This window comes from Neobacillus sp. S1115 (genome assembly GCF_055385565.1).
Genome location: NZ_AP038275.1, coordinates 3430397 through 3443760, shown reverse-complemented (window position 1 = coordinate 3443760; position 13364 = coordinate 3430397). Strand labels below are relative to the sequence as shown.

The 13364-nt window shown below is 36.2% G+C and carries 13 protein-coding genes; 9 read left to right on the top strand and 4 right to left on the bottom strand.

Going from position 1 to position 13364, the window contains the following annotated elements; all coding sequences use genetic code 11:
* Nucleotides 1–333 precede the first annotated feature (333 nt).
* The 3 genes from ACZ5B7_RS16660 to ACZ5B7_RS16650 all read left to right on the top strand — a co-directional run bounded on the left by ACZ5B7_RS16660 (nucleotide 334) and on the right by ACZ5B7_RS16650 (nucleotide 2950).
* On the top strand, nucleotides 334–765 hold the full coding sequence (locus ACZ5B7_RS16660) for a hypothetical protein (RefSeq protein WP_464490177.1): 432 nt from the start codon (nucleotides 334–336) through the stop codon (nucleotides 763–765).
* A 36-nt stretch (nucleotides 766–801) separates the two neighbouring features.
* Complete coding sequence (locus tag ACZ5B7_RS16655) at nucleotides 802–1704, top strand: Rpn family recombination-promoting nuclease/putative transposase (RefSeq protein WP_464490176.1); 903 nt, start codon at nucleotides 802–804, stop codon at nucleotides 1702–1704.
* A 622-nt stretch (nucleotides 1705–2326) separates the two neighbouring features.
* The gene (locus tag ACZ5B7_RS16650) at nucleotides 2327–2950 is read left to right on the top strand and encodes a class I SAM-dependent methyltransferase (protein ID WP_464490175.1); all 624 of its coding nucleotides are present in this window, start codon (nucleotides 2327–2329) and stop codon (nucleotides 2948–2950) included.
* Between the two features lie 198 nt (nucleotides 2951–3148).
* Here the strand turns inward: ACZ5B7_RS16650 and ACZ5B7_RS16645 are convergent, their stop codons facing one another.
* Complete coding sequence (locus tag ACZ5B7_RS16645; protein WP_464490174.1) at nucleotides 3149–3946, bottom strand: SDR family NAD(P)-dependent oxidoreductase; 798 nt, start codon at nucleotides 3944–3946, stop codon at nucleotides 3149–3151.
* 490 nt (nucleotides 3947–4436) lie between these two features.
* Between ACZ5B7_RS16645 and ACZ5B7_RS16640 the strand changes: the two genes are divergently transcribed.
* From ACZ5B7_RS16640 to ACZ5B7_RS16630, 3 genes are all read left to right on the top strand, one after another.
* Entirely contained in the window at nucleotides 4437–4706 is a 270-nt protein-coding gene (locus ACZ5B7_RS16640; protein WP_464490173.1) for an HU family DNA-binding protein, read from the top strand.
* A 165-nt stretch (nucleotides 4707–4871) separates the two neighbouring features.
* Nucleotides 4872–5072: a cold-shock protein gene (locus tag ACZ5B7_RS16635; protein WP_213145849.1), complete on the top strand. Its 201-nt coding sequence runs from the start codon at nucleotides 4872–4874 to the stop codon at nucleotides 5070–5072.
* Between the two features lie 69 nt (nucleotides 5073–5141).
* Nucleotides 5142–6593, top strand: a complete 1452-nt coding sequence (locus ACZ5B7_RS16630) for a DEAD/DEAH box helicase (RefSeq protein WP_464490172.1) — start codon at nucleotides 5142–5144, stop codon at nucleotides 6591–6593.
* A 129-nt stretch (nucleotides 6594–6722) separates the two neighbouring features.
* On the opposite strand, the gene ACZ5B7_RS16625 is transcribed toward ACZ5B7_RS16630, so the two are convergent.
* Both ACZ5B7_RS16625 and ACZ5B7_RS16620 read right to left on the bottom strand, forming a co-directional pair.
* On the bottom strand, nucleotides 6723–6941 hold the full coding sequence (locus tag ACZ5B7_RS16625; protein ID WP_464490171.1) for a helix-turn-helix domain-containing protein: 219 nt from the start codon (nucleotides 6939–6941) through the stop codon (nucleotides 6723–6725).
* A gap of 10 nt (nucleotides 6942–6951) precedes the next feature.
* A complete protein-coding gene (locus ACZ5B7_RS16620; protein ID WP_464490170.1) occupies nucleotides 6952–7437 on the bottom strand; it encodes a DUF2975 domain-containing protein in 486 nt (161 codons plus the stop codon).
* Nucleotides 7438–7889: 452 nt separating this feature from the next.
* Between ACZ5B7_RS16620 and ACZ5B7_RS16615 the strand changes: the two genes are divergently transcribed.
* Nucleotides 7890–8315 carry a hypothetical protein gene (locus ACZ5B7_RS16615; protein ID WP_464490169.1) on the top strand — a complete coding sequence of 142 codons (426 nt, stop codon included), beginning with the start codon at nucleotides 7890–7892 and terminating at the stop codon, nucleotides 8313–8315.
* Nucleotides 8316–8470: 155 nt separating this feature from the next.
* On the opposite strand, the gene ACZ5B7_RS16610 is transcribed toward ACZ5B7_RS16615, so the two are convergent.
* A complete protein-coding gene (locus ACZ5B7_RS16610) occupies nucleotides 8471–9211 on the bottom strand; it encodes a hypothetical protein (RefSeq protein WP_464490168.1) in 741 nt (246 codons plus the stop codon).
* Nucleotides 9212–9573: 362 nt separating this feature from the next.
* Here ACZ5B7_RS16610 and ACZ5B7_RS16605 point away from each other — a divergent pair, with 362 nt between their 5' ends.
* Together ACZ5B7_RS16605 and ACZ5B7_RS16600 are read left to right on the top strand one after the other, a co-directional pair.
* Nucleotides 9574–10215: a DUF1510 family protein gene (locus ACZ5B7_RS16605; protein WP_464490167.1), complete on the top strand. Its 642-nt coding sequence runs from the start codon at nucleotides 9574–9576 to the stop codon at nucleotides 10213–10215.
* A 1004-nt stretch (nucleotides 10216–11219) separates the two neighbouring features.
* Entirely contained in the window at nucleotides 11220–13364 is a 2145-nt protein-coding gene (locus tag ACZ5B7_RS16600; protein WP_464490166.1) for a hydantoinase/oxoprolinase family protein, read from the top strand.

Here is a 13364-nt window from a genome sequence, read left to right as displayed (position 1 = left end):
GACACCTTACTATCGAAAAATATGTCAAGCCAATTCTCTTCGACAGTTATTGACAATTTTGTGGATATTATCAATTAAATCTAATAATTTCATAATAAAATGTTAAAATATCTTTATCTTTAACATTCCTTTTAACAACGTACTTCAATTTTTATAACCACTCAATCCTCTTTTGATTCTGTCTTTTCTTCTGAATGGTCAATTATTCCAAAAATTCTTTTTCTATGTACATTTTATTATATTAGCTATTAGTTATTTCCATTAACCATTATGTTTTATTAGTTTCTTGGAAGGATTTCTTATTAAATAAAACTATAAAAAGGGTGATGATCAATGGATTTTCTTATACACAAGGCTTGTCCCCAATGTGGGAGAGCGGCAGTTGAAGATTATGATGAATTGAATGATGAAAAATTTGTTTACTGTGACTGCTGCGGCTACAATTTGACAAGAGAAATAAAATACGATGCAAAAGAAGGAAAATATTATCATAATGAAATAGAATTTAGGGGATATGGAGTGCTTGTTATTGCAAGAAAAAATGGAAGAGTGAGAGAAACGCTGTTGAATAGACCATTAACTGTCAAAGAGATAACTAGATACAGCGAACTATTTAAAAGTAAAAAATTAAAACGTAAAAAGAGCTACCTTGTTCTTTATCAAGCTGGTAAATTTAATATTATTTTTGGACAGATCCCGGAAAAGTTTCATTTATCATATGAGCAATTCAAAGAGGAATATAACGATGCCCCCTTTAACGAATAGATGCTTATTAATATCTAGAATAAAGGAGTGTCATTAATGGCAGATTACGACCGTTTATGGAAGGAAATAATTACTGAACTGTTTGAAGAATTTCTTTTATTTTTTGCCCCTGATTTATTTGAACAAATTGATTTTTCAAAGCCTCCTATTTCCCTTGAACAAGAACTTCACAAGATCTTCCCTAAAGCAGATTCGAAAAATCGCAGAGCTGATAAATTAGTTAGAGTTAATTTAAAAAGTGGTGTAGAACAATGGATTCTTGTTCATATTGAGGTTCAGGGCACTTCAGAACACAATTTTGCCAAGCGGATGTTTCAATATTTTTATCGAGTTATGGACCGCTACCAACAACAACTATACACGATAGCACTTTATACTGATGCAAGTGAAGATTTTAAACCAAACACTTATCAATATTCTTTTTTTGGTACGAAATTAGTCTACACATTTAATACATACAAAATTTTGGAACAAGAGGAGCAAGAATTACTTCAATCCCAGAACCCTTTTGCCTTAGCTGTCCTTGCAGGATTATATATGTTAAAATCTAGAAAACAGGATCAAAAGTATTTTAAAACCATTTTATTTAAATTATTGCTTACGGATAATCGGATTACTAAGGAAAAAATTCGTCCTTTGCTTATTTTTATTGACCATTTGATTGAGCTTCCTGAAAAGGATACGGAACAATTATTAGAAGAAATATCTGTATTTTTGGATGAGGGGGAAATAATCATGTCGCTTACATTGGATGACACATCTTTCGCTAAGTACTATAAAAAAATTGGGAAAGAAGAGGGGAGAGAAGAAGGCAGAAAAGAAGAAAAGATTGAAACAGCGAAAAAAATGTTACACGAAGGCATTGGTCTTGAAATTGTTATAAAAGTGACAGGCCTGAGCAAAGAAGAAGTATTGAAATTAGTGGAAAAGAATAGATAATCAGGACTGCTAGGAAGTCACAGCTCGATTCCGCAGTATCTGTAATTGATAATATTGCTCTAAGTCGCTCCCTTTAAGGTAACCGTCTGTTGTTTGATCGAACAATTGCTTGTGAATAAGGCTAATTGTTTAATCGTTGGGCCATTGTACGTTAAACACATGGAGTCATGGCTGATGACGAGATATGGTTGCTTCTAAAGGGAGAAAGAATAAAAAATCTTGATGTGACAATATGTAACTATTTATATTACCAAGACCAGAACAAATAAAATTAAAAAAGCATACCTTTTTTGCAAGTAAATCGCAGGAATGTTTTCATTGATTTACAACGTTTTATAAGATAATAACAACAAAATATCATAGCAAATAGCACTCCAAATAACATCTTGACAATAGATATTGTCATCGTGTGAATTAGGGTGCTATTTTACTTGTTATTTGATGCGATTTCAATCTGTTTCAGAAAACTCAAGGATTTATAACATTATATGGTGAAATATACTTAAAGATTATGAGAATTCAGTTCTTCAACTGCCCGATAGTTGAAGAAGGGAATACAGGTACGTTATGGAAATCATTTATATAATAATGTCCAAATAAATCAAAGGTGGAAGATAAATTAATGCGTTTTATTGATAACGTTAAGAAATTTATTGATAACCAGTATGCCAAACCAAAAGGGCTTATTGGAACTTACATTGGCGAAAAGATGGTTCGCCAACACAAACCAGAAACTTTGTGGACTATTGAATTACTAAATGTTAAACAGATCGATAGTATATTGGAACTTGGATGTGGTTCAGGATATGCAATGAAACTTATTATAGAACAAAAACAAGTAGATAAAGTAGTTGGATTGGACATTTCTCCTACTGTAATCAGGTCAGCCACGATAAGAAATAAAAAAGGAATAAATAAAGGGAAAGTAAAAATTGTTCAAGGAACCGTTAAGGAATTACCTTTCGAAGATGAAGTATTCGACAAAGTATTTAGCATACATTCTATTTATTTTTGGGAAGACTTGTCTGAAACAATATCAGAAATATATAGAGTTCTTAGTCCAAGTGGAAACTTTATTCTTACTCTTAGCGATGGGAAAAATGGCGAAGAATGGGAAGGAATACGAAATTTAATAGAAGAAAAAGTAATTCCTTTATTAATAAGTAAAGGGTTTGTTGATGTAGAATTAATAAAAGGTCCGAATTCAAGAGAATATCATACCGTTGCAGTTGTAGGTAAGAAATAATAAATCAACTTATTCAATTAACTGGTGTTTTAATTGAAGAAAAAACAACTCATACAAAACAGAAAGCTTGGGATATACCAAGCTTTTTTGTGTGTTAATTGTATTGCTAATACACTTGCTATTTATTCTACACGTATGTTATTTGGAATGCGATTTTAAGTTTTCTCCACATTTATCGAAACTACTTAATTTAAGAGGTCATTCTTTTTTGTCAGGTGTTTTGATTTTTTTTAAAATGAGGTCGGTTGCTTTTTTTGGATGTAAACGATATAGGAAGTCCATGATTTTTGCATCGTTTCCGGCTAATACTCGGTATTTATTATTTTCCATCCCTTTAATAATGATCGCAGCCGCTTCATTTGGACTGATCATCTTATAGGAATGGTTGTCAGTTCCTTCGAATTCTATTTTCGCATTTTGGACTAGGTTGGTGTCGACTGCACCCGGAAAGACGATGGTTACGCCTACATTGGTATCTCTAAGCTCTAAATGCAGGCCTTCCGTTAACATTTTGACCGCTGCTTTTGAAGCGGAGTAAATCGATTGAAGTGGTACCGGAAGAAATCCACCCATGCTCGATACATTGGTAATGTGCGCTTCTGGTCGAATTAAAAGGTATGGCAAGAACGATTTGCACATATAGAGCGTTCCGTAAAAGTTGACATCCATTACTTTTTGAATTTGTTCATAATCAAGATTATTGACGGTCCGAAACTGTTGAAGAATTCCCGCATTATTAATGATTCCATCTATGCAGCCGTGAGACGCGTTGATCTCTTCTGGAAGCTTTTCCACATCATCTCTGTTAGCTACATCAGCCATGTGTATCGAAATCTTATCGCCGTATACAGTAGCGAATGATTTTATTTCCTCTAGCCCGTTTTTGTGAATGATGGCAGCTACTTTAGCTCCTTTTTCCAGGAGTTGGAGGACGAGCTCTCTCCCAATCCCACCACCAGCACCTGTTACGACAATCACTTTATTGAATACTTTCATCCTATTCCCCCATATTTTTGTTATGTAAAATTACCTATTCATCATATGTGAGTAAAGTGGATGAAATTCTTCTTTTATGTGTAGAAAGTGACGACCCGTTCCTGCATCGTCATACGATACGTAACTGGGCAAAAATCATTGACACAAAGCGAATACTAATGATATTATAAAATTTTTGATAAATAAGACAGAATGTGGTATCCTAATAAAGGTAACAAATATTAAATGATTAGTTTCTTAAGTTTGTTTTTCCATCGTTATCCAGTTGCACATATTTTTAATGCGCCTCTTTATTTCCTCATAATCGATTATTTCTTATTTTTTCCGCACAAATCGATATTTTCTGAATGAGTTAATTAAGTAATTTTTTGAGTTTACAATCCTGATTCATACTGGCACGGTCAAGGAGCCGTAAGGATGAAAGAGAGGTAGGGCTTTCATTGTTTTAGAGTCAGGAAAGCAGGTTTTTGACAAAATGGAGGGATTACTTTTGAACAAAACAAAATTAATAAATGAAGTTTCAGCGAAATCAGAGCTGTCTAGGAAAGATGCAGAAACAGCTGTGGAGGCTGTATTCGATTTAATCACACAATCACTAGTTAGCGGAGATTCTTTTGCGCTTTCAGGGTTTGGTAAATTTGAAGTTTGTCAACGTGAAGCTCGTACTCGTATCGACCCTAAAACGGGGGAAGAATCGATCATTCAAGCAGGCAAAGTTCCTGTTTTCCGGGCAAGTAAGTCATTAATACAGCAAATATAGGTTTAAGGGTTATCCCAATTTAAGATGTGCCATGTGTTACGAAAATCAGCATTTGTTCCTTAAACTTCCCTTCTTGGATGGCTTCATATTAAATAATATACTGAATAAACTTTCATCTTTCTAGGTAATAATATAATCATATTTACACAATAGGAGGCAGCAATATTGGAAAAAGGTAAAGTAAAATGGTTTAACAGCGAAAAAGGTTTTGGATTCATCGAACGTGAAGGTGGAGAAGACGTATTTGTTCATTTCTCAGCTATTCAAGGTGAAGGCTATAAATCATTAGAAGAAGGTCAAGAAGTTACATTTGACGTAGAGCAAGGTCAACGTGGACCACAAGCTTCAAACGTTCACAAAGCTTAATAATAAAAAGAACGAATAAATAACAGCCTCTTTATGAGTCTGTTATTTATTTTTCAAAGGAGTTTTGATATGACAACATTTCAGGAAATGGGTATTCGTGAGCCCATTCAAAGAGCGATTACAGATATGGGATTCGAAGAAGCATCTCCTATTCAAGAGAAAGCCATTCCCATAGCTTTGACGGGTAAGGACATTATTGGACAAGCGCAAACAGGTACCGGAAAGACGGCTGCCTTCGCCATACCGATCTTGGAGAAAGTGGATACGAGTAAAAAATATGTTCAGGCGATTGCCATTGCACCGACAAGAGAATTAGCTATTCAGGTTTCAGAAGAGATCAATCGACTGGCGAAATACATGGGCATAACCTCTCTCCCGATTTATGGAGGGCAGTCGATAGATCGCCAAATTAAGGCATTAAAAAAGGGACCCCACATTATTACGGGAACACCCGGAAGACTTTTGGACCACATTCAACGGAAGACGCTAAAGTTAGACCGCATCTCTATGGTGGTATTGGATGAAGCTGATGAAATGTTAGATATGGGCTTTCTCGAGGATATCGAACGAATTCTCAAAGAGACCCCTGAAGAAAAACAAACCTTGCTGTTCTCCGCAACCATGCCAAAACCGATTCAAAATCTTGCGGAAAGGTTTATGAGGGATCCAGAGCTCATAAAGATGAAAGCCAAGGAAGTTACCGCTCCAACTGTTAAGCAAATTTATTATGAGGTTAATGAACGGGATAAATTTGATGTTCTTTGCCGTCTGCTAGACGTGGATAACCCTGAATTAGCGGTTATTTTTGGAAGAACAAAAAGACGTGTGGATGAATTAAGTGATGCATTGAATAAAAGAGGATATCTTGCTGATGGATTGCACGGAGATTTAAATCAACGACAACGAGATGTTGTGATGAATAAATTTCGTGAGGGTAACATTGATATATTAGTTGCGACCGATGTGGCTGCGAGGGGAATTGATGTTTCAGGGGTTACCCACGTCTACAATTTTGACATTCCTCAAGACCCGGAAAGTTATGTTCACCGAATCGGCAGAACGGGGAGAGCTGGTAAGACGGGGTTAGCTATTACATTTGCTACACCGAGGGAAACCGGACAGATCCGCAGTATTGAAAAAGCCTCTAAAGGAAATATCCAGCGCAAATCAATACCGACGGTAGCGGAGGCAAGGGAGTCAATACAGCAAGCCGCAGTAGAAAAGATGATTCAATTGGTTGAAGAGGAGCAGTACACACAGTTTAAACGCGCAGCAGGCGAATTGCTCGATCAGTACGATTCTATCGCGTTAGTTTCAGTTGCCTTGAAATTGTTGTCAAAGGAACAGAGGGATGTTCCCGTTCAGCTAACTTCCGAGGCACCGCGATATGCCAGTAAGCCTAAAACAAAAGTCCAAGAGAAATCAAGGAAAAACACTAAAGGGAATATGGAATTTAGGGGGAAAGGGGGAAATAGCAATCGTAAGAAAACTTCCATGTCCTCTCGAAAAAAGAAAGCATAATAAAATGAATACGGGAAGGATATTCTCGATGCATTAATACATCAATATATACAAAGAAGGGATAGCTTAGTCGCTATCCCTTAAATTCTCTATCGACTCCCGAAAGTTAAATAAATTTGTTGTCTAATTTTATTGAGTGTCATCGTCGCTTTTGTATTCCAAAATATCACCTGGCTGACAATCCAAAGTCTTACATATCGCTTCTAATGTTGAAAAGCGAACCGCTTTTGCTTTCCCATTTTTCAGAATGGAAAGATTCGCCATCGTAATTCCAACCCTTTCCGAAAGCTCCGTAACGCTCATTTTTCGTTTTGCTAACATTACATCAAGATTAATAATAATTGCCATATCATCCACCTCAGATTGTCAAATCATTTTCTGATTTTATGTTAATCGCTTCTTCTAGAAGTCGTTGGAGGATAGCAGCAAAAACGGCTATAACCATCGAAGCAAAAATGATGATGAGTCCCATTAATCCAATAGGAGGGTCAACTTTCTTCGCTATAAAATGAAAGAATGGCAAACCTAATACATACAAACCACTGATTGTAATCGCACAGTACTTTATGTTCTTTAATGCCTTTACAGATAATTCCGAGAACGCTGTGTTTTGGTCAATGTACCGTAAAAGATTGAAAGCCTGATAGAGAGCAAAGTAAAAAGGCACAGCCGCTCCATACATCACGATGAAAACGAGATATTTCATCGGGGCAATATTTGGATACAATTTTGCTGCGAAATTCGCAAAAAGGGGCACTAAAAATATACAAAAAGCAAGAACTGCAATTCCAGCCAGAAAAATAATTACCTTTAAGAAAGTGGTTGACCCTCGTTTAACATTCATTTAAAACACCTCACTTATTTAATGACAACATGATTTTATCATGTAGTTTATCGTTTTACAATAAATTAATATTGTTTTTTATTATATTATTGTTGTATTGAAATATCCCTTTATTTTTACAAAAATAAAAAGCATTTCTCGTTACAAAGAAATTCTCTTACTTTTAAAACGTGAATTCATGTCTGAATTCACGTTGAACATGTATTGTGAAATTTTTTTGAACCTCAAAAGAGAACCCGTTAACATGAAGAACGGTCTTTTTTTTTATGTACCTTATTAATAAAAGGGAGTATAGTCCATAACAAAAATTATGAAAAATGACTCTTGTTACATTATGCAGGCGTATTATATTGTTAAAACAACTTCAACATGCCAATTTAATAGTTGCTTTGTTTATTACATACGAAGAACTAATATAGTTGAAAATGTTTTTTTGAGAAAGGAAAAATCATATGCTTTATATGTGGGATATTGAGAAGATCATTACAAATACATTAAAAGAGCTTAAACTAAAAATAAATGTTGAATTCACCAACAAACTCAATGCACCAATGAGTTATAACGTATCGACAAATACGATAAAGTTTAACTATCTACAAATTAACGGATATAACGCTAAAATTAACTTTAAAGTGAGAGAATCAGATGAAAACTTTACCAAAATTATTCTTTATCATCAGCTAGGTTATTATTTGGAATTCAGGAAAAATCCTCGAGTTTTAAAGACTCTCTATTATGGCAAAGAAGAAGAAAAGAAACTGCTTTTAGCAGAAGTCGAAGAAAATGCTTGGGTACATGGAAGAACACTGGTACCGGTACATCTATTAAAAGCATATGATCAAGTACGTGAATTGGATAAACAACTGTTAAAGGTGTGAAAAATTGATTCTATTATAAAAATACTTAAGAAGGTTGTTTTTGACTAAACATATGTCTTACATATTTGAAATTTTTAATAGGCCGAAAATATACAAGTGTTTTACACTAAATGTATATTTTCGGCCTATTTTCATCCAAAATATATATTTTTCTATTAAGCTGATTGCTTTATATTTCTTTTTATTCTATCTTCCTCTTTTTTAGATGATTTAGGCATTCTAAATAATAATATCAATCCGGCATTAAACATTAGAGTCCATACAAGTGCGAATTTATTACCACTAAAATAGATTCCTAAGACAGGTATAACCAGTAACAAGATGTTTTTCAAATAATAATTTATTTTTGGATTTATGACCATTAATAACGAAATAATAACAAGCACTGAAGCTATGGTGTTAACACCCAAAAAGGAAAGATTCGTATAATTTACATAGATGTAATACGCAAATGATCCTACTATTGCAAATAGGGAGAGATAAAACCTTATCAATGAATTTTTATAAAACAGAATCCAAACGGCAATAAAGTTAATTCCTGCACACATTCCAACTACAGATAATGTATGCGGAAAATTACTAATAGGATCTTTCATAAAGTTCAGAATGAAGTTGATGTCGAAAAAAACAGCCGCTACAACTAAAATCTTACAGACTAGTTTTATCCAGAACATCTTTACTTTCTTTTTCTTATTTGTCGAAAAGAACTTGAATATCGAGGATACTCCTGCAAAGCCATTATCATTGGCTTTTTTGTTCTTCCCCATAGACAATTTATTATGTTCCTTTTTTTCTCGTTCCCTTTTGAGAGCTTGCCTCGTCGGGTAATCTCTTTCTATATATTCTTCTTCATTCTCTTTTTCTACTTGTTGATCTGACTGTGAATCATAATCCAATGAAAATCACCTCAAGTATTTTTTTTCATTATATCTTATTTTGATATAATAATTAATTTCGAAGCTCTTTTAAAGCAAAGGAGCTTGGAATTACTCCAATTGTTTTAAATGGGGGGTGGAGGCTCCCATTAGGATTGGATAGAATCATAGTACTTAAAAGTTAGGAAACAATAAAGTTGAAATGTGACTGGTAACGAAAAAGGGGCATATAGTTGCTTTCCGAAATAGTTAAAAAGCTTCATGAAAGGTATCAGAAAATAGAGAAAAGGTACCAAAATGTGGAATATGGTGATAGAATACTTCAAGTTATTCCCCACACATGGTAGAATGTTGAGAGTCTCAGTTTTGGGAGAGTGGTTATTTTGAAAAATTTTCTAGACAACTCACGTGCAACGCACAGAGCAAAGAAGAAAAAAATCAATATCATTTTAAACGGTTCAATTGTAATTGTCCTTATACTTATTGCATTTGTATCTTATTCGATTTTTTCGGGTGGAGATGACAAGGCAGCATCTCAAAAAAGTGTTCAAGCTTCAGCCGAAAAACAATCAGTTCAAAATATAAAGAAGGATGAGCCAGCAGAGAAAAAGAGTTCATCAAGTGATCAAACAAATGACGAATCATCGTCTGAGGATCAAACCCAAAGTGATCAAACGAATAGTGATCCAGCAGCAGGCAATGCATCCTCATCTTCATCGGATAGCTCACAGGTAAATTCAACAACATCACCTGCACCGGAAACACCGGCACAAACGGATCAGCAGCATGTTACAAACTATGATTCAAGTTCTCAAGATTGGCAGCAGATGCTGCAAACAATCTCTTCTGCTACTGGAATAGATCAAAGCAATATGACTGTGTGGTTTTTAGGGAGCGACAAAAGCAACCCAGGCGGCTCAGTCGGGACGATATCAGCAAAAGCACAAGGCTCGCCAAAATATCGTGTGTATCTGCAATGGAATGGCTCAGGCTATCAAGCAACAAAAGTTGAACCAGCTTCATAAAAAGGAAAAAGGGATGTACCAAAGAATGTCATAAGGCTGTCTAGAAATACTAGGCAGCCTTTTATTTTGCTTGGATTTATTAATAGTTTAAAGCATATGAACCAATACTTAAAAAAAGCCGAATAATCATCATTATATGTGATTTTGGCCTGGGGTTATTTGCTCATATTCTAAAGGGTAATACTTCTATTCTATTATTAATTTGGCAGCATTTTGTTTGGTCTAATATTAAATAAATTAAGTAATTTTGTAGAAAAGTTTTCAGTGAAATGATTCTAGATAATATTGACTTTTCAGAATATTGTAATTAAAATGGTAAAGTGAGTGAAAGTTAAAAAATGAACGTTCATTTAAAAATAAAACCTCTTTAACCTCTAAGCATTTCAAAAATTCCCACCTCCAGAAAAGCAAAAGCATATTTAAACCGGCAATAGAAAGAGATTCCAAAGCAATTTGTAGATCCTTTAATATCCTTACATAATCTGATTTTTAAAGAAGTGGAATTGATCGTGTAATTGACGTTCCAATTGATGGGAATAGGTTTATCAACCGAAAACTGGCGGAAATTAAAGTTCTGCATCATGTGCGGTTTTTAATTCTGTCTCAATCTGCCGTCCATCTTTTTGATAACGAAAAATCCACTGACCTAAGGAAGGGTAGACAAGGATTTAGATTGACTTTGATGCGACATTTGATGCAGAAACGATTGGATATTGAGATGAGTGAATGCACGATAAGTACTATACCTTTCAAGCCATCTTCCAGGTATTTAAGAAAGAGATCCTTCCTTGCATAACAAATGTTATGGCATCAGAAAACAGATTAATATGGAAATGACGATAATCTATTAAATCAATACTGATTATAAATAAGGGGGCAATTATGAGAGTTGAACATTTAAGGAGGTGGGAGCGGGAGTTTCAATCTAGCGGAATATATCTTTTATGTTTATCTAAAATCTTTGTAAAATAGCAGTCCTAAAAATGTGCAAAGGAGAATCACTAATGGCTAACCATCAATTTAGTATCGGCGTCGATATTGGGGGAACATTTACCGATTTAGTTGTTGTGAACGAAGAGGGGAAAGTTTTTCGATCAAAAGCATTTACCACACCGGACGATTACCCTGAAGGAATCATTCATGCATTAGAACGCATATGCAATGAAGAATTGCACATAAGTGTTTCCGAGCTCCTCCGGCAAACGAAAGTGTTTGTGAATGGGACGACCATTGTGACAAATGCGCTTGCCGAATTAAAGGGCATGAAGGTAGGCCTGCTTACGACACAAGGATTTAAAGATACATTGCGCATCGCCCGTTCTGCACGGACGAATGAATTCGATTTACAAACACAAGTGCCTCCTCCAGAGCTTGTTCAACGAGATTGTATTGCAGAGGTTTGGGAGAGGGTTGATTACTCCGGTAAAGCGGTTGTTCCATTAAACGAGGACCAGGCACGGCAGCAAATCCGTTATTTGGTTGAGGAAAAAGGCATTGAAGCCATTGCGGTTTGTTTCTTATGGTCTTTCCGCAATCCAGGTCATGAACAACGAGTGAAATCAATCATTCATGAGATGTACCCGGATTTATTTGTTTCAGTTTCTTCCGATATTTACCCTGTGTCCCGGGAATATGAACGAATGGTAACCACTACTTTGAATGCGTTTACATCTAGAGGGGCCCGTGAATATCTGACAAGCTTAGAAAAACGGCTTGCAGAAAGGGGATTGAGAGTTCCTGTAGGAATGATCCAATCTACCGGAGGAATTACCACAACAAGCGAAGCCAGTGAAAAGCCTATCAGCCTATTAAATTCCGGCCCTGTTGGCGGAGTGGTTGCAGCCAACAGTCTTGGAAAAGCACTTCAATTGAAAAACATCATTACGGCCGATATGGGCGGCACAAGCTTTGATACATCGGTCATTGTAAACAATGAAATTACCCATATTCACCGTGCCCGTGTCAATCGTCTTGATACAGGCCTATCGCTTGTTGATATCAATGCGATCGGGGCTGGCGGGGGAAGCGTTGCTTGGCTAAATGAGCAGGGACTCCCGCAAGTTGGGCCAAAGAGTGCAGGCTCACAACCGGGACCAGCCTGTTATAACCGCGGCGGAACAGAACCAACTGTAACGGATATTGCCGTTGCCCTCAATTTTATTGACCCGGACTATTTTCTAGGCGGGTCCGTTAAATTAAATAAAGCGGCAGCCATTAAAGCGATTGATGAAAAAATCGCCCGGCCGCTTGGTATTCCAACCGTGGAAGCTGCAGCGGGTCTATTTGATCTAGTCATCGCGAACATGAGCAATGCGGTTCGAGCCGTTTCCATTGAAAAAGGTCATGACCCTCGTGAATTTACGATGATTTCTTACGGCGGGGCATCGGCATTGTATATTGCAGCTATTGCTCAGGAGCTTGGCATCAAAAATGTGATTATCCCAAATAATGCTTCGGTTTTCTCGGCATACGGCTTACTTTGGTCTGATTATAGCAGAAGCTATGTCCAAACCGTGAATTGGAATTTGGCAAATGGTGATGTCAATGCATTGAATGATAAATTAACTGAATTAACCGCCCTTGCCCAGAAGGATTTGGCGGATAATGGTTTTAATGAAAATGATATCAGGATTGTTTGGGAAGGCGACTTTAAATTTGGAACTCAAGCCTTCGAGTTGACGATTCCGCTTCCAAAACGGTCCTTGACCGAAGACGATCGCGCTGTATTAGCAAAAGCCTTCTCCGAAGAATACGAAAGATTGTACGGTACTGGAACATCATGGGATGGGGCCGATCACTTAACGATTCTATTAAATGTTAGGGTTACCGGAATCGGAACCATTCAAAAGCCATCGTTACAAACCTTTAGCCGAAGCCATTCCATCACAGGTTCTGCCAAGACAGCCGAAAGGGAAGTTTACTTGCCTCAGGAACGGCAGACAAAAGTAGTTTCCATCTATAAGGCTGAACTTTTAAATACTGGAATGGAGGTCAATGGCCCCGCGGTCATTGAAGCAAAAGATACCACCATTTATATACCTGAGGATGCCTACATCAGGGTGGATCAATATGGCAACTATTGTCTGACACTTGAAACTGTGGAGAACGAACAAAAAACGTTAGTTACCGAAGGTCAAGGAGGCAAATAA